Origin of the sequence: Daejeonella sp. (assembly GCF_036405355.1) — a bacterium.
GTDB lineage: Bacteria > Bacteroidota > Bacteroidia > Sphingobacteriales > Sphingobacteriaceae > Daejeonella.
Map to the genome: position 1 here is coordinate 43,231 of NZ_DASWXT010000007.1, position 15,276 is coordinate 58,506.

General features: G+C 39.8%; 14 protein-coding genes. 6 read left to right on the forward strand and 8 right to left on the reverse strand.

Going from position 1 to position 15,276, the window contains the following annotated elements:
- Positions 1-8: 8 nt before the first annotated feature.
- Positions 9-1,202, reverse strand: a complete 1,194-nt coding sequence (locus VGE44_RS01000) for an anhydro-N-acetylmuramic acid kinase (RefSeq protein WP_331075903.1) — start codon at positions 1,200-1,202, stop codon at positions 9-11.
- Positions 1,203-1,611: 409 nt separating this feature from the next.
- On the opposite strand from VGE44_RS01000, the gene VGE44_RS01005 reads away from it, so the two are divergent.
- Both VGE44_RS01005 and VGE44_RS01010 read left to right on the forward strand, forming a co-directional pair.
- On the forward strand, positions 1,612-4,404 hold the full coding sequence (locus VGE44_RS01005; RefSeq protein WP_331075904.1) for a TonB-dependent receptor: 2,793 nt from the start codon (positions 1,612-1,614) through the stop codon (positions 4,402-4,404).
- 4 nt (positions 4,405-4,408) lie between these two features.
- A complete protein-coding gene (locus tag VGE44_RS01010) occupies positions 4,409-5,188 on the forward strand; it encodes a GLPGLI family protein (RefSeq protein WP_331075905.1) in 780 nt (259 codons plus the stop codon).
- Positions 5,189-5,220: 32 nt separating this feature from the next.
- Here the strand turns inward: VGE44_RS01010 and rimM are convergent, their stop codons facing one another.
- Both rimM and VGE44_RS01020 read right to left on the reverse strand, forming a co-directional pair.
- Positions 5,221-5,748, reverse strand: a complete 528-nt coding sequence (rimM, locus tag VGE44_RS01015; RefSeq protein WP_331075906.1) for a ribosome maturation factor RimM — start codon at positions 5,746-5,748, stop codon at positions 5,221-5,223.
- A 112-nt stretch (positions 5,749-5,860) separates the two neighbouring features.
- The gene (locus VGE44_RS01020; RefSeq protein ID WP_331075907.1) at positions 5,861-6,520 is read right to left on the reverse strand and encodes a 30S ribosomal protein S16; all 660 of its coding nucleotides are present in this window, start codon (positions 6,518-6,520) and stop codon (positions 5,861-5,863) included.
- Positions 6,521-6,625: 105 nt separating this feature from the next.
- Here VGE44_RS01020 and VGE44_RS01025 point away from each other — a divergent pair, with 105 nt between their 5' ends.
- Both VGE44_RS01025 and VGE44_RS01030 read left to right on the forward strand, forming a co-directional pair.
- Positions 6,626-7,159, forward strand: coding sequence for a 5' nucleotidase, NT5C type (locus VGE44_RS01025; protein ID WP_331075908.1), 534 nt, complete (start codon positions 6,626-6,628; stop codon positions 7,157-7,159).
- A gap of 444 nt (positions 7,160-7,603) precedes the next feature.
- Positions 7,604-7,933: a heavy metal-binding domain-containing protein gene (locus tag VGE44_RS01030; RefSeq protein WP_324484991.1), complete on the forward strand. Its 330-nt coding sequence runs from the start codon at positions 7,604-7,606 to the stop codon at positions 7,931-7,933.
- 19 nt (positions 7,934-7,952) lie between these two features.
- Here the strand turns inward: VGE44_RS01030 and lpcA are convergent, their stop codons facing one another.
- The 5 genes from lpcA to VGE44_RS01055 are packed head-to-tail and all read right to left on the reverse strand — an operon-like array spanning position 7,953 to position 13,559.
- Positions 7,953-8,528 (reverse strand): D-sedoheptulose 7-phosphate isomerase, encoded by a 576-nt coding sequence (gene lpcA, locus VGE44_RS01035; RefSeq protein ID WP_331075909.1) that lies wholly within the window; start codon positions 8,526-8,528, stop codon positions 7,953-7,955.
- The gene (locus tag VGE44_RS01040; RefSeq protein WP_331075910.1) at positions 8,528-9,739 is read right to left on the reverse strand and encodes a PQQ-dependent sugar dehydrogenase; all 1,212 of its coding nucleotides are present in this window, start codon (positions 9,737-9,739) and stop codon (positions 8,528-8,530) included. Before VGE44_RS01040 ends, lpcA begins: the two co-directional genes overlap by 1 nt.
- A 17-nt stretch (positions 9,740-9,756) precedes the next feature.
- Positions 9,757-10,740, reverse strand: coding sequence for a 6-phosphofructokinase (gene pfkA / locus VGE44_RS01045; protein WP_331075911.1), 984 nt, complete (start codon positions 10,738-10,740; stop codon positions 9,757-9,759).
- A 5-nt stretch (positions 10,741-10,745) separates the two neighbouring features.
- On the reverse strand, positions 10,746-12,785 hold the full coding sequence (locus VGE44_RS01050) for a protein-disulfide reductase DsbD family protein (protein WP_331075912.1): 2,040 nt from the start codon (positions 12,783-12,785) through the stop codon (positions 10,746-10,748).
- 6 nt (positions 12,786-12,791) lie between these two features.
- Positions 12,792-13,559 (reverse strand): biotin--[acetyl-CoA-carboxylase] ligase, encoded by a 768-nt coding sequence (locus VGE44_RS01055; protein ID WP_331075913.1) that lies wholly within the window; start codon positions 13,557-13,559, stop codon positions 12,792-12,794.
- Positions 13,560-13,601: 42 nt separating this feature from the next.
- Between VGE44_RS01055 and rsfS the strand changes: the two genes are divergently transcribed.
- Both rsfS and VGE44_RS01065 read left to right on the forward strand, forming a co-directional pair.
- Positions 13,602-13,976, forward strand: a complete 375-nt coding sequence (rsfS, locus tag VGE44_RS01060; RefSeq protein ID WP_331075914.1) for a ribosome silencing factor — start codon at positions 13,602-13,604, stop codon at positions 13,974-13,976.
- A 46-nt stretch (positions 13,977-14,022) separates the two neighbouring features.
- Positions 14,023-15,276, forward strand: a 1,254-nt coding sequence (locus VGE44_RS01065; protein ID WP_331075915.1) for an ATP-dependent metallopeptidase FtsH/Yme1/Tma family protein, incomplete at its 3' end; no start/stop codon positions are given.

Below are 15,276 nucleotides of genomic sequence, written 5' to 3' on the forward strand. Positions count from 1 at the left end.
CTCTTTCGTTATTCAGGAAAACTAATCTTCCCCATCGAGATGGATGGCACTCCGGGATGATCACCATAAGAGGTTTTTCCTCCGGCCACAGCTTCATTAGCCAGGACGGCGAACAGTACTGCTTCTTTTGCGTCGGGATCAATACCCAAATCTGAGGTAAGTTTCAGCTTTCGACCAAAATGTTCTTCCACATACTTAAGGAGAAGAGGATTATACATCCCGCCTCCGCTTAAATAGATCTCAAAGGGGCCATTTCCTGTAACACATTCAGAAATTGCCAGAATAATCCCTCTGGCTGAGAAGGCCGCCAGCGTAGCCATTGTGTCCTCATTGGAACTGTTTTCTATGCCGCATTTCTTAAGGGCATTGTTCAGATAAGCTAAACTAAAAAGCTCCGGCCCCGTAGTTTTAGGGTATCCCGCTTTATAAAATGGATGATCAAGCAGCGCTTCCAGCAACTGCTCATTAACCTTACCTGCTAAAGCTATTTCTGCATTTTTATCATAATATTTGCCTGGATATTTCAACTGGATAAACTGGTCCATCAGGGTGTTCCCCGGACCAACATCTGATGAAAAAAAACTGGTTGAATATCCTGAGGGAAGAAAAGTAAAATTTGCGATGCCACCAATGTTTAACATGATCCGGTTTTCATCACGGCTGGAGAACAGAAGATAATCACCATAAACTGCCAATGGAGCGCCTTCGGCACCGACCGCAACATGTTTCTGTCTGAAATCACTTATTGTAATTATTCCGGTTTTCACAGCAAGGTGATCACCATCCCCGATCTGAAGGGTAGCATTTGAATATCTGGCGATGCCATGCTGATGCTTGGGAGCATGATAAATGGTTTGTCCGTGGCTGGCGACCAGATCGATCTCTGAAGTGGAAATACCCCATTCCTTCAAACATTCCAGAACCAGTTCAGCATAGTAACTGCCAATAAAATCATTCAGTAAAGTGATCTGTTCGAGGTTTGCTATTTTCTTAGCGAATACAGCTTTAAGATCCTCTTTAAAGTCGGATTTATATTCTTTAGTAGTAAATTTCCGGACCTTTACGCTGGTTTCCAGGCCACTTCCGCGGAATTCACACAAAGCAATATCCAAGCCGTCAAAAGAAGTCCCCGACATTAATCCAATAATATTCCTTACAGGTTTATTGGCGGTTTTATATAGTGCCTCAATATTATTATTCATGTCAAATAACTGTTTGTTAACTATTTACGATAACAAACGACAATACAAAACCTGTCACAATGAATCCAAAAGTAACTCACTTAATAAATTTAATAAACAAAAATAACTTTATTCGCATCTTTTAAAAAATACATCAGAAGGAACTTGTTCTGAGAAACGAATAAGAAAAAATTTACATTGCTCAAAACCCTGTTCATCTATCGAAAAATCCTGTTTGTATAATATTAACAAGATTTAACATTTTACAATGAACATTTATAATAATAAATATCCATTTTCGGGTATAGTTATTTGCTTATCAAGCAGTTAAATTGCGAAACGAATACAAGGGGATGATAAGCAAATGAGTACTCCTGAAGAGCTTCATGAGTCCTTAATTGTAAACTTTTAAAAATAATTCAGCTGCAATATGAAGCTAGTAGTTCTTGTCTCACTCATACTCCTCCTAAGTTGGAAGCCTCTTTTCGCTCAAAATAATTATTCAATAAAAGGTAGCGCTCTGGATACTGCATCAGGTACTGGCCTGCAAAATGCAAGCATCACAGTGCTGAATTCTAAAGATTCGACCCTGGTTAGATTTACCAGAGCTGATGCAAGCGGAGCTTTTTCATTGAATAATCTGAGGGAAGGAAACTTCATCTTACTGCTGACCTATCCTGATTTTGCCGATTATGTGGAAACATTTTCGCTGAGTTCAGACAAGCCTTTAAAAGATTTCGGAAAATTAAAAATGATACTCAAAGCAAGGCTCCTGGAAGAGGTAATCGTAAAAGGCACAGCAGCACAAATGACCATAAAAGGGGATACAACAGAATTTAATGCCGCTGCCTTTAATATAGAGGCTAATTCAAAAGTTGAAGATCTGCTCAAACAACTGCCCGGCATACAGGTGGATAAAGACGGGAAAATAACCGCTCATGGACAGGCGGTAAACAAAGTTCTGGTAGACGGTGAAGAATTCTTTGGAGATGACCCAACTCTGGTTACCAAGAATATACGGGGTGATATGGTGGATAAAGTGCAGCTCTATGACAAGAAAAGTGATCAGGCTGCCTTTACCGGTATTGATGACGGAGAACGGACTAAAACAATCAATATCAAATTAAAAGAAGATAAAAAGCAAGGCTATTTCGGCAAAGTTGATGCCGGAGCAGGAAATGATGATTTTTACCAGGGGCAGGGGATGTTCAACTACTTTAAAGGCAAAAAGAAGTTTTCTGCCTTTGGCACCATCTCGAATACAGCTAAAACTGGTTTAGGCTGGGAGGATAATTCCAAATACAGCGCTTCATCGAATGTTCAGGTAACTGATGGCGGAATTATGTTTACCAGCGGGGATGACTCGGGACTTGAATCATTTAATGGCCGATATAATGGAGAAGGAATCCCTCTTACCAGAAGCGGAGGCATGCATTATGATGCCAAATGGAAAGAGGATAAATATTCTATAAACATGAACTATAAAGCAGGCTCAATAGGTGTAACCGGAGATAAAAACTCATTAAATCAGAACAACTTACCTACCGGCATTATCAACACCAATACTGATCAGACCATTGATAATTTTATGTTCAGGCAAAAACTCGATGGAACTTTCCTGGTTAAGCTGGATACCACCTCAGATCTGAAAATTATAGTAGACGGCACATTGAAAAACAGTGAAAGCAATAGCAATTACTTTTCTTCGAGTTTAAGAGATAATGGTGTTTCACTTAATGGTAGCAAACGAAGTCTTAGCAATAATGGTGATCAAAAGATTTTTAATGCAAGTGCTTTATGGACCAAAAAACTTAAAAAGAAGGGACGGACCATTTCCCTGACTCTTGGACAAAAATTTGATGAAGATGATGCATCCGGCTTTCTGAATTCTGAGAACAGTTTTTATAATACCCTTGGAATACTTGACAGCACCCGGATAATCGACCAGTATAAGACCAACCGGACCAGAAATTCAGGCTTTAATTCGAACCTGGCTTATACTGAGCCTCTCTCCAAGACCTTTTCAGTCATTCTCAATTATGGTTTAAACCTGGGTAACAGTATCGCAGAACGGGAATCCTTTAATAAATCAGTAACCGGGAAATATGATATTTTGGATAATGAATTCAGTAATGATTTCGAACTCGATCAGACCTCTAATCAGGGGGGTGCAATTTTCAACTACAGGAAAGATAAAAATGTAATTAATTTCGGAACACGTTTAAATGCGGTTGATTTTAAACAAACCGACAGATATACCGGTAATATTTATAAAAGAGATTTTCTTAACTGGCTGCCTCAGGCATCTTTCAGACATAATTTTTCAAAACAGAAATCTTTTGAGATCAGATACGATGGAAACACAACCCAGCCAAATTTAAACCAGATTCAACCAATCAAAGTCAATAATGATCCATTAAATATCATTTTAGGCAATCCTGATCTGAAGCCCTCTTTCCGAAGCAGTTTGAACCTATCCTATTATTCTTACAAAGTCCTCAGTGATAAATCAATCTATTTCAGAGGAAATTACTCTACCACACATAATGCCATTGTCAACAATACCGTTACTGATGCTGCCGGAAAGAGCACCTTCCAATCGATTAACCTGACAGATAAAAATCCAGCTAATTTCTCTTTATATGGTGATTATGGTCAGAAAATCCCCGGGACAGAACTTAGAATTGGACTTAATTTGAGTACCAATGCCAATACCTATTTCAACATGATTAATAATGTGCTGAATGAAACACGATCAAACAGCTACAGCAGCCGGATATCTGTTTCAAGATATAAACAGAAGAAAATTGAGCTTTACTGGGCAATTGGCCCGGAATATATAACCAATGAGTCCTCCTTACAAAAGCAGATCAATAATAATGGCTGGGGGGCAAATTCCTGGCTCGAATTCTCACTTTATCTGCCTAATAAGGTAAAGATTCAGTCGAGCGCAAATTATAAGTACCAGGAAAAGACTCAGGCTTTTGCTGAAGACTTTAATCGCCTGATCTGGAATACCACCCTTACCAAAAGCTTCATGAAAGAAGAGAGCCTGAAACTATCGCTTACGGGCAATGATCTTTTGAATCAAAATACCGGATTTAACAGAATGGCAACAAGTAATATGATTAGCCAGAATAGCTTTACAGCGATTAAAAGATATTTTATGCTTTCTCTTTCATACGACCTGAATCATATGGGTGGAGGCCAGCCAAAAAAGTAAGCTTATGAAAAGAATTACACTACTTTCGACATTAGGGTTACTCATTTTATCAATTAAGCCCACTTTTGCCCAGCATGCCCGCTTTGCAACAGAAGGAATTATTGAATTTGAAAAAAGTGTAAATATGCACGCCCAGATCAAAAAGTATATTAATAAGGATAATGAAGCCTATTATATCCCTGCATTTGATCTATACAAAAAGTCAAAACCCCAGTTCAGGGTGTTAAAAAGTACGTTAACATTCAGCAAAGATAAAACCTTATTCAGCCCGGCTCCTGCCGATGAATCAGACCGCGGCTGGTTCAGCGATATCCCTGCAACAACCCAGAATAATATTATTTATACAGATCTTTCAACAAACACCAGTATAGTTCAGAAGACAGTTTTTGAAGAGACCTTTCTGGTCAGAGACAGTACCCGCAAGATCAACTGGAAGATTACCTCAGAAACACGTGACATTGCCGGCTATTCATGCCGAAGAGCGAACGCAATTATTATGGATTCAATCTATGTGGTTGCATTTTATACCGATGAAATTCCTGTATCAGGAGGTCCTGAATCTTTTACAGGCTTACCTGGAATGATCCTGGGAGTTGCCCTGCCTCATGAGAATATGAGCTGGTTTGCTAAACTGGTAACAGATAAGTCCCTGCCTCCGGGAACTTTGACAGCACCCAAAAAAGGAAAGGCCACAAACAATAAAGGTTTGCTGGACACTCTGATGAAGGTTATGAAAAACTGGGGAACTTATGCTCAGCATTCATTAAAATCCTTCATGATGTAATTATTTAGAGCTAACATGCCCCAAGTATCCTTTTATTCTCCCAGATACAGATCAATCAAGCCTTCTGGAAGGTCTACTTTTAGAATGCCATTTTCCTCATCGATCTCCACAATCAGATCATCATTCAGCGGGAACATGATCTCTTTAAATTTATAGGGAACAACGGCCACAAATTGCTGCGGATACTCATGAATTTCGATGATCTCACCCAATTCTCCGGCGGTTTCATCATGCACAATAAATCCCTTAAGATCAGTAATCAGAAATTCATCTTCATCTCTTACAGGTTTTAATTTATTGGGCAGATACAGTTTTTTACGAACAAGGGCCTCTGCCTTTTCGATTGTATCGATATCATCGAAATAAAAATTTCCGGTCTGGTTATTCTGTAGCTTGAAGGAAGAGATGAAAAAGGGAACCAGTTTACCGTTAATCTCAGCAAAAACAGAGTCAAGCGGCAGTTCTGTTGGATCATCATACTCAAAATAGATCTGCATTTCACCCTTCAAACCTTTGGTTTTAGTGATATAGCCGATATAAAAACAGTCTTCGATCTTCATTCCTGTGAAAACAAAAACGTCATTGCGAATATGTTTCCGGTTTGCTCATAAATGAGTTTATGCCGTTTAAACATTTGCAATGACGTTAAATTAAAATTAAAGCCTAAAAAGCTTATGCTTTTTCTTCAGATTCTGGAGCTTCTTCTGCTGCTTCAGGAGCAGGAGTTTCAGCAACTTCTTCTGCAGCAGGTGCCTCTTCAGCAACTGGTGCCTCTTCAACTACTTCTGCAACCGGAGCCTCAGCAACTTCTTCTGCTGATGCTTCAACTTCTGCAGTTTCTTCAGAAACTTCTTCTTCAACTACTTCAGGAGCAGGTGTATTTTTTGCAGCAATTGCAGCGGCAATATCTTCCTTCTTCTTAGCCTCAGCTGCTAATGCTGCTTTTTTAACTTCATCTTTCGATTTTGTCAGGCTTTCTTTCTTACCCTCGATCTTACCTTCTTTGCTTTGTAACCACTCAGCAAATTTTGTTTCTGCCTGCTCTGCAGTTAATGCGCCTTTTTTAACACCACCTTCAAGGTGTTTCTTGTACATTACTCCTTTGTAAGAAAGGATAGCACGACAAGTATCTGTAGGCTGAGCTCCTTTGTTTACCCAATCCAATGCCTTATCGAAATTGATGTCGATAGTAGCAGGATTTGTGTTTGGATTGTAGGAACCTAATCTTTCGATGAATTTACCATCTCTTGGAGCACGGGCGTCTGCTACCACTACGTGATAAAAAGGTTTTCCCTTTTTACCGAATCTTTGCAATCTGATTTTAGTTGCCATTTTTCAATATTTATGTATTCAACATATTCCCGGAGTCTATTCTGCGGGGTTGCAAAGATATTAAAAAAATAACATTTAAAAAATGGAAATCCCTATTTTTGAAGCATGTCTGAAAGAAAACCCCGAATTGCAGTGGATATGGACGAAGTTATAGCCGATCCGCTATCCAAATTTATAAGTCTTTACAACCGTGATTACGGTGTACCTCTCGATCTTCAAATACTCCCAGGAAACGAAGTTTATCATCATGTTCCCGAACATGCCAAAATGAAATTGTACGAATACATTAATGAAAGGGGCTTTTTTCGTGATCTTGCCGTGTTACCCGATAGTGTTGAGGTAATGAAACAGCTTCAGGAAAAATATGACGTTTTCATTGTTTCGGCTGCGATGGAATTCCCTAATTCCCTGCAGGATAAATATGAATGGCTGGCAGAGCATTTTCCCTTTATCGGATGGCAAAATATTATTTTCTGCGGATACAAAATCGTTAATGTTGACATCCTCATCGACGACCGCATCAAGAATTTTAAAGATTTTAATGGCAGAAAATTATTGTTTTCCTCACCGCATAATCTATTGTTAACCGATTATGAAAGGGTTAATAACTGGAAAGAAGTAGCTGAGAAATTGTTGTAGGGCAATTTTAATGATTTGAAATATTAAAAATTCGGATTAGAAAATGGTAGAGGTGCTTTGCATCGGCATTTCGGCGCTAAAGCACCGGGCTATTCAGCGATACGGCTATACCAGGACTTGGAATTTTTATTCAATTATGACACTAGTGCGGTCGCTCAATAGGCTCCAGCTTTAGCTGGAGTTAATGAGTTTGTACGTTTTCGGGCTTCAGCCCTATTTATAGAGCATTTTCCTCATCTAATTTGTTTTGACCAAAACAGGATACGGAGCTAGAGCACCAGGCTATTCGGGGAAACGACTTTACCAATACTCAGTCTTTTTTATTCAATCATTTTAATTACCAATAATCAAGTGTTAGCTCGCCGGTTAATTGAAGAATAGTTTTTCAAAAACGGTATTTTTGTAACATTTGACCCATAAATTCATCTTAAAAGAAAAAAAATCATGATAGTAGTAACCACAAATGAACTCGAAGGAAAACGTGTTGTAAAATACATTGGTATAGTAACTGGCGAAGCCATTATCGGTGCAAACATTGTCAAAGATTTCTTTGCCGGAATCAGGGATATCGTAGGCGGAAGATCCGGATCATATGAAGAAGGACTGCGTGAGGCAAAGGACATCGCCTTACGCGAAATGCAGGAACAGGCAGCCCGTTTAGGCGCCAACGCAGTTTTGGGTGTTGACCTTGACTATGAAACCCTGGGAAGTAATGGAAGTATGCTGATGGTTAGTTCTTCAGGAACCGCCGTAGTAGTAGAGGATAAAATTTAAATTTTAACCCTGTCAGCTTTTAAAAAGCTGACAGGGTTACTTCTACATAATCAATCAGTGAATGTATCACCTTAATATGGATTTCCTGTGCCCTGTCGGCGTATTCTGAACGGGGAGCACGGATTTCGACATCACACAAACCCGACATTTTACCACCATCCTTACCTGACAAACCAATAACCTTCATCCCTTTCTTTCGTGCAGCTTCGATCGCGTTCAAAATATTTTCAGAATTTCCGCTGGTGCTAATAGCGAATAGCACATCTCCTTCAGCACCAATGGATTCTACCATCCTCGAAAAAACAAAAGCATAACCATAGTCATTGGCCACACATGACAAATGCCCTGGATCAGAAATAGCAATAGCAGCATAAGCAGGCCGGTCGTTGCGATACCTTCCTGAAAGCTCCTCCGCAAAATGCATCGCATCACTCATCGATCCCCCATTTCCGCATGAAATTACTTTGCCACCACTTTTAATGGCATCTGCAATAATTTTTCCAGCCCCTTCAATATTTTGAAAATTCCGGGGGTCTGAAATAAAGCTTTCCAGAACTTCCCTTGCTTCAATAAAATGATTCCTTATATTTTCCATCAGGGATTTATCAGTTTATAAACGGCTCCTTTAGTATCCTTCGGACCAACCTCCTGGTTTGTTAGAACATAAAGTTCTGCATTATTATCCTGGGCAAAACTAAGTATTTTCAAATCTCCTGATGGTTTCGCTGCAAGACTGACCGTTCCACGTATCCAGGATTCGCCTTTCTTTTCAAGATAAAACACCGGACCTGTCCAGTCGGCAAAAATGTACTTATCGGTGAGTCCGGCCAGTTCTTTACCATGATACACAAATCCACCGGTTATACTAATCCCTTCTTCATGTTCATACTCTGCTATCGGTAAGATCAATCCTTCAGTCTTACAGTTCTCTTCAGGATCAAAACAATGGCTCGCTTCCATGATCTTCCAGCCATAGTTTCCACCTTTTTCGATAATATTTACCTCCTCGAACTTGTTCTGACCTACATCTGCAACAAAAAGCTGCCCTGAATTTTTGTCGAAAGAAAACCGCCATGGATTACGTAAACCATAGGCCCAGATCTCCGGTTTTGCCTCCTTGCCTACAAAAGGATTGTCACTTGGAATGCCATACCTTTGATCGGTATTCACATCAATTCTTAGAATTTTACCCAAAAGAGTATTCAGATTTTGGCCATTGCCTTTTTCACCATGCCGGTCGCCGGCACCACCACCATCCCCAACAGCAATGTATAAATAACCATCAGGACCAAACTTCAAATCACCGCCATTGTGATTGCTTTCGGGCTGCTGAATTGTCAATAAGATTCTTTCGCTAGCCGCATCGGCAAGCATTGGATTTGTTGAAACTTTGTATTCAGCAATTACAGACTGATGATCAAGCCCTTTTTCAGTAGAAGGTGCACTGTAATACACATAGAATTTTTTATTGCTCGCATAATCAGGATGAAGGGCTATTCCGAGTAAACCCCGTTCATCATAGGCGCCACTTATTTTGACAAGCTTGCTCTCCAGATTCAAGAAGGGTTTATCAATCAGTTTATTATTCTCAAGCACCCTGATCTGTCCGGTTTGCTCGCATACCAGCATTAAACCTTCCGGACTAAAAGCCGCGGCAACAGGAGAGTGTAATCCTTCTGCTATTTTTTCAAGTTTTAGGGAAATGTCTGCTGCTAAATTCTTATTGCTATTGTTCTTTTTTACCGGTTCGCCACAGCCTGCCAGCAAAACGATCAATGCACCGAAGATAAAACCTGAATTTTTCATATCAAACCAGCTTATTTTTAAAGTGAGAGGATTTCAACGATTTTTAAAAGTTCAGGATTCACTTCCGGGTTATGCTTTATAGCATTGCCAAATGGTGTAAAATGTATTTTACCATTTACAATTCCGATCATTTCCCTGTTCCTGCCTTCCATCAAAGATTCAACAGCCGCCACACCCAGCCTGCTTGCTAATACCCGGTCCATACAGGATGGCGGACCACCCCGCTGAATATGTCCAAGAATAGAGACTCTGGTATCTATACCAGGAAACTTTTCTTTTACTGATTTAGCGATTTCAAATGCACCTCCGGCATCATCGCCCTCTGCCACAATAATGATCTTGGAGGACTTATCTTTCCGGCTTGTTTCAAGACGACAAAGTAATGCTTTGATATCTGTTTTTGTCTCGGGAATCAGAATAGCTTCTGCACCTGTTCCAATTCCACTTCTCAGAGCGATCAAACCGGAGTCACGGCCCATAACCTCCACAATAAACAAACGATCGTGCGACTCCGCAGTATCACGGATCTTATCAACTGCATCAATAACCGTATTTATTGCAGTATCATAACCGATGGTAAAATCTGTTCCGATCAGGTCATTATCGATGGTTCCGGGAAGCCCGATTACTGGTACTTTATATTCATCATAAAATATATTGGCACCGGTAAAGGTACCATCACCTCCAATCGCTACAATAGCATCAACGTTATGCTTCTTTAATTGCTCATAAGCTTTCTTTCTGCCTTCTGCAGTCCGAAATTCTTCACTTCTGGCAGTTTTCAGTATTGTCCCGCCACGCTGTATAATATTCGCAACCGATTTACGCTCCATCAGATGAAAGTCACCGCTGATCATGCCGTCATAACCCCGGTAAATTCCAGTTACTTTAAGGTTATAATATAAACCGGTACGCACTACAGCACGAATTGCGGCATTCATCCCGGGCGAATCACCTCCGGATGTAAAAACTCCAATATTTTTTATGTTCGCTTTATTCATTTCAATCATTTTTGCCCGAAAGCGATTTTACCCTTGTCCAGGAAATTAACGTAATTACTGATGTCCAGATTATACGCCTGTGGCGGAACCAGTACCTTGCCTTCATGATCTGCAATAACATAATATGGCTGAGAATTAGTTCCAAACCTGGATGCCTGAAAATCGCTCCACTTTTGTCCGATCGTATTTACTTTTTTACCACTGAAGCCCGAAACATACTTTTCAGCTTCCGAAAGTTCTGTTTTATCATCAACATATAAAGATATTAAAACATAGTCCTCTCTGAGCCGGCGGAGTACTTCCTTGTCCGGCCATACACTGGCCTCCATTTTACGACAGTTAGTACAACTCCATCCGGTAAAATCTATCAGGATAGGTTTATTCACAGTTTTTGCATAGGCAAGTCCCTCTTCATAATCATAAAATGCATCCAGACCATGAGGGGCATGAAACAGCCCGGAATATTTTTTTTCCGATGTTCCGGCTGCTACTGCCTGACTGCTGGTCCTGTTTGAGTACAGATCAAATTCCTGGGTCACCTGTGGTGGAAGCCAGGCACTGATCGCCTTGAGAGGTGCCCCCCATAATCCCGGAACCATGTACAGTGTAAATCCAAGAATCAGCATAGAGAAAAACAATCTTGGCAGTGAAAGGAAATTAATCTCATTATCATGCGACAAGCGGATCTTGCCTAGAAGATACAATGCCCATAATCCAAAAACAACGATCCAGATGATCAGAAAAACATCCCGGTTTAAAATACCCCAGTGATAGGCCAGATCTACATTGGACAGAAACTTAAATGCAAGTGCTATCTCAAGAAAACCCAGTGAAACCTTAACTGTATTGAGCCAGCCGCCAGATTTTGGCATTTCTTTAAGCCAGGATGGAAATATTGCAAAAAGTGTAAATGGTATTGCTAAAGCCGATGAAAATCCAAGCATACCAATCGCCGGTCCCAGATAAGAGCCCTTGGAAACTGCATCAACCAGTAAAGTTCCAATGATTGGCCCCGTGCATGAAAAAGAAACCAGTGCCAGTGTAAAAGCCATAAAGAAAAGACCAACAAATCCATTTTGGTTCGATTTTTCATCCATCTTATTCACCAGGGAAGAAGGAAGGGTAATTTCAAAAGCCCCCAGAAAAGAGATTCCAAAAATGACGAGAACAACAAAGAATAATAAGTTAAAAGTGGCACTGCTTGCTGCTTCATTCAAGGCAGAAGCCCCAAAAATCAATGTAATGAGCAAACCAAGCGCTACATAAATAACAATAATGGATAGGCCGTAAATTATTGCACTTTGAATTCCTTTAGCCCTTGAGCCTGATTTTTTAGTAAAAAAAGATACAGTCAGCGGAATCATCGGATAGATGCATGGCATAAAAAATGCAGCAAGCCCACCGATAAAGCCGGCTATAAAAATTGCCCATAACGAACTATTTACTGAGTCGGCTGGAGCTTGTATTGTTGGCACACTTACGGGTGGCAGAGTTGTCGATGGGGTGTCAGAAGAAATTATTGAAGCAGTGCTATCTGATTTTGCTGCCGGTGCTGTCAAATCGGCTTGTTCAGAACCGGCCTGGATTGCGATTGTGAATTCAACCTCCTCAGATGGCAGACAACGTTGATCATCACAAACCATAAATTCAAGCATGCCCGAGATCTTGGTTTCTGGCACATTCAATAAAACCTTTTGCTTAAAAACAACCTGATCTTTATGCCATGCAATTTGCATATCAAAGGTTTTATCAAAAGCAGTTTCTGCTTTCGGACTTTCAGTAACCTTACCTACCAGCTTATAATCGGGAGATGGCTGGAATTTGAAAGATGTTGGAATCGGACCACCTTCTCCGATAAACTGGGAGTATACATGCCAGCCCTTCTCAATTTTGGCAGTAATAATCAGATTGTATTCATTATCATTTAATTTTTCGGAAGAGAAGCTCCATTTTACCGGATCATAAATCTTCGCATTAGGATCAGGGAACTGTGCATGAGATGCAAAAGCAAAAAACAGAAAAATTAACCCCAATAGTTTTTTCATATCCTCTTAATTTATAAATTCTATTTCCTTGTTATTATAATATCGCAATCCCTCTGTTGTTTCAAGAATAAGTTGTCCGATAGCAGTAATGCCACGAATTTTTCCGCTCTGAATTTGCTTGTCAAATCTAAAAAGAGCCCACTCATCCTTTAAATATAATTGGCTAAGGTACTCATCCCTAAGCTTATCTGCATTTCCTGCTTTTAACTGTAAATACCTGGCTTCTACTATGCTGCAAATTTCGCCCAATAAATGCACTAAGTTGTAATCCTGATGTAAAGCTTGCTTCAAAGAGGTTACATTCTTCAAACCAGCAGGAAAATTCTCCTGATTTACATTGAGTCCGATTCCAATTATGGCATGTTTGATGGTATTGCCATGAACAATATTTTCAATCAATATTCCACCAATTTTTTTATTACCAATATAACAGTCATTCGGCCATTTTATGAATGCCCCTCCTGCAGAGTACTTATTTAAAAAATCGTTCATAGCAAGGCTGATGGCCATATTTAAGTCAAATTGCCTGTCAATTGCCAGGAAATTAGGATTAAGAAGAATGCTGAAAGTCAGATTTTTCCCTGCTTCACTTAGCCATGAATTACCCGACTGGCCTCGTCCCGCAAGCTGACTGTCTGCCATTATAACAGTGCCATCAAATAATGGCGTAGATTTTGACAAAGCATTCTTAAGAAAGGTATTTGTTGAGTCTACCTCTTTTAAAGTAATTAGATTTCGACCGATAAATAGTCCTGAAAAAGTATTATTTTGCAATTACACTGCGTTATGATGATTCAACAAAACTAATTTTTTTTAATGGTAAAAAATAAAACTGCACAAGAATCCACTTCTATCTCAGAACTCGTTGTTTTTGGAATACAGGAGAAAAAGGGAAATGAAATAGTCCGTCTGGATCTGAGAAATATCCATAGTTCAGTTGCCGATTATTTTGTTGTTTGTCATGCTGAATCAACAACCCAGGTAAAGGCAATTGCCCAAAGTGTTGAGGACGAGGTATTTAAAGGATTGAAACTCGAACCATGGAGAAAGGAAGGTTTACAACAGTCTGACTGGATAATCCTTGATTATATCGATGTAGTAGTTCATATATTTAAAACAGACAAAAGAGAATTTTACGGAATAGAGGATCTTTGGGGTGATGCAGAAATGAAATCATTTAAAAGCGCCTGATATTCAGTATTTTAATTACGGTTATAGTTATATACAAATACTAAAAATGAAAGATAGTAAGACAGATAAAAAATCTCCCATAAAAAAAATTCCCGGAAAAAAAATTGTACCCAAAGCACCTAAGTTCAATATCATGTGGCTTTACGCTGTCATCATTCTGGGCCTTTTTGTGGTTCAGTATATGTTCAGTGGTAATAATGCCAAAATAATCAATTACCAGAAGTTTGAGAATGAGATGCTCAAACCGGGTGATGTTGAAAAGCTGGTCGCGTACAAAAACGGGGACCTTTATAATGTCGATGTTTATATTAAAAAGGATCGTTTAGATCAGAAGAAATATGATGATGTCCGCAATAAAAGCAGTTTCAATGCAACTACCAACGGTCCGCAATATATCTTCACATCTGCAACCTATGAGAGTTTTGAATCAAAAGTAATTGCTGCTGAGAAGGATCTTCCTCCTAATCAGCGTACACCTATAATTTCAGAATCCAGAGAAAGTCCATGGGCTGGTTGGTTCATGTCATTTATTCTGCCTGTACTTCTTTTGGTAGGATTCTGGGTATTCATCATGAAAAGAATGGGTGGCGGTGCCGGCGGTGGTGCCGGTGGGCAGATCTTTAATATCGGTAAATCTAAGGCAACTCTTTTCGATAAGGAATCACAGGTTACCATTACCTTTAACGATGTTGCCGGACTTGAAGAAGCCAAACAGGAGGTGATGGAGATCGTTGATTTCTTAAAAAACCCCAAAAAATACACTAATCTGGGAGGTAAAATTCCAAAAGGAGCCTTACTGATTGGTGCACCTGGTACCGGTAAAACCCTGATGGCTAAAGCTGTTGCAGGTGAGGCTCAGGTTCCTTTCTTCTCACTTTCAGGATCAGACTTTGTCGAAATGTTTGTTGGGGTGGGTGCCTCAAGGGTACGTGACCTGTTTAAGCAGGCTAAGGAAAAGGCTCCTTGTATCATCTTTATTGATGAGATTGATGCGATTGGTCGTGCCCGCGGAAAAAACAATATTGTTGGCGGAAATGATGAACGCGAAAATACTCTTAACCAGTTACTGGTTGAAATGGATGGTTTTGGTACTGATAGCGGAATTATTATTCTGGCTGCAACCAACAGACCTGACGTTTTGGATACTGCATTATTACGTCCCGGACGTTTTGACCGTCAGATTTCAATTGATAAACCAGATCTGGTTGGCCGCGAGCAGATCTTTAAAGTTCACCTGAAACCCTTGAAACTTGCTGAAGGTGTAGACGCCAAGAAATTATCAGCACAAACTCCGGGATTT

Excerpts from the sequence above, each read along its gene's own strand:
- VGE44_RS01040 (WP_331075910.1), bottom strand. The coding sequence starts at position 9,739 with ATGAAAAATTCAGGTTTTATCTTCGGTGCATTGATCGTTTTGCTGGCA.
- VGE44_RS01025 (WP_331075908.1), top strand. The coding sequence starts at position 6,626 with ATGTCTGAAAGAAAACCCCGAATTGCAGTGGATATGGACGAAGTTATA.
- VGE44_RS01000 (WP_331075903.1), bottom strand. The coding sequence starts at position 1,202 with ATGAATAATAATATTGAGGCACTATATAAAACCGCCAATAAACCTGTA.
- pfkA (WP_331075911.1), bottom strand. The coding sequence starts at position 10,740 with ATGAATAAAGCGAACATAAAAAATATTGGAGTTTTTACATCCGGAGGT.
- rsfS (WP_331075914.1), top strand. The coding sequence starts at position 13,602 with ATGGTAAAAAATAAAACTGCACAAGAATCCACTTCTATCTCAGAACTC.
- VGE44_RS01005 (WP_331075904.1), top strand. The coding sequence starts at position 1,612 with ATGAAGCTAGTAGTTCTTGTCTCACTCATACTCCTCCTAAGTTGGAAG.
- VGE44_RS01050 (WP_331075912.1), bottom strand. The coding sequence starts at position 12,785 with ATGAAAAAACTATTGGGGTTAATTTTTCTGTTTTTTGCTTTTGCATCT.
- VGE44_RS01030 (WP_324484991.1), top strand. The coding sequence starts at position 7,604 with ATGATAGTAGTAACCACAAATGAACTCGAAGGAAAACGTGTTGTAAAA.
- lpcA (WP_331075909.1), bottom strand. The coding sequence starts at position 8,528 with ATGGAAAATATAAGGAATCATTTTATTGAAGCAAGGGAAGTTCTGGAA.
- VGE44_RS01020 (WP_331075907.1), bottom strand. The coding sequence starts at position 6,520 with ATGGCAACTAAAATCAGATTGCAAAGATTCGGTAAAAAGGGAAAACCT.
- VGE44_RS01010 (WP_331075905.1), top strand. The coding sequence starts at position 4,409 with ATGAAAAGAATTACACTACTTTCGACATTAGGGTTACTCATTTTATCA.
- rimM (WP_331075906.1), bottom strand. The coding sequence starts at position 5,748 with ATGAAGATCGAAGACTGTTTTTATATCGGCTATATCACTAAAACCAAA.